Here is a 1150-nt window from a genome sequence, read left to right on the forward strand (position 1 = left end):
TCAGCGCCGTCAGCGAAAACGCCGCGTCGTGGGCGGTGAGCTTCGTGCCATCGTGGAATTTCGCCTCGGGCCGCATCGCGAAGCGATAGACCAGCCTGTCCGGCGATATCCGCACGGACTTGGCAGCAAGCCCGTACATCGCGTCCGGCTCGTCGTTGGCGCGCACCATCAGGGGCACGAACGTCATGTCCATGCCTTGCGCGCCGTCGCCCTTCAGGATGAAGGCGTTGAGCGAGTTGAAGGTCTGGTAGGACTGGTTGTACGCCTTCACCGACGGAATGAGCGAGAATGTGCCGCCCCTGGGCGCGTCGAGGTTGACGTAGTCGAAATGGCGGAAGTCGGCGGGATATTTGAGATCGCCGAATGCAGAGATGCCGTGCGCCTCGGTCCCCGCCTCCGATGCGCGCGCGCCGCGTAACAGCGGTGCGCCAAGGGACGCACCGAGGGCACCGCCGGCACCCAAAGCCAGCACATGGCGGCGTGACATCTGCGTCATGCGGGAAATGTCCTTCACGACTTCTTTGCGATCCGTGCCGCCTTGTCTGCGTCGTACCACCAGATGAACGGGAAGCCGGACTGACCGTATCTGGGCAATTCCGACGGCCGGCCGAAGCGGTCCCAGCGCGCGGTACGCACCTTGGTATAGGTCCACTGCGGCACGACGTAGTGATTCCACAGCAGCACGCGGTCGAGCGCCTTGGTCGCAGCGACGAGATCGTCGCGATCCCTCGCGTAGATCACCCGCTCGATCAGCTTGTCGATCGCCGGATTCTTGATGCCGGCAATGTTGCGCGAACCGGCGATGCCGGCTGTCTTGGACGACCAGAATTCGCGTTGCTCGTTGCCCGGCGACTGCGACTCGCCCCATGAGTTGGTGACGACGTCGAAATCCCAGTCGCGCGTCCTGTTCTCGTATTGCGTCGGATCGACCGTCCGCACGCTGACGGCGATGCCGAGCCGCTCCAGCGACGGCTTGTAGAACAGCGTGATCCGCTCAAAGCTCGGATCGGAATTCAGCAATTCCAGGGAGAACTGCGTGCCGGTCTTGACGTCGATCAGCTTGCGGTCGCGCACCTCATAGCCGGCCTCCTTGAACAGGCGCAGCGCCTCACGCAGATTGTCGCGCACGGCTTCCGGACTGATCCTCGAT

At 63.5% G+C, this 1150-nt stretch carries 2 protein-coding genes; both read right to left on the minus strand.

Annotated features, from left to right (window positions below):
• Positions 1-496: ABC transporter substrate-binding protein (locus AC1D00_RS42195; protein ID WP_477014787.1), on the minus strand; the 496-nt coding region annotated here is incomplete at its 3' end.
• A gap of 14 nt (positions 497-510) precedes the next feature.
• Positions 511-1150 (minus strand): ABC transporter substrate-binding protein (locus AC1D00_RS42200; RefSeq protein WP_477014788.1); only part of this gene is annotated, 640 nt, incomplete at its 5' end.

The sequence above is a fragment of the Bradyrhizobium sp. P2_E8 genome, from assembly GCF_056403875.1.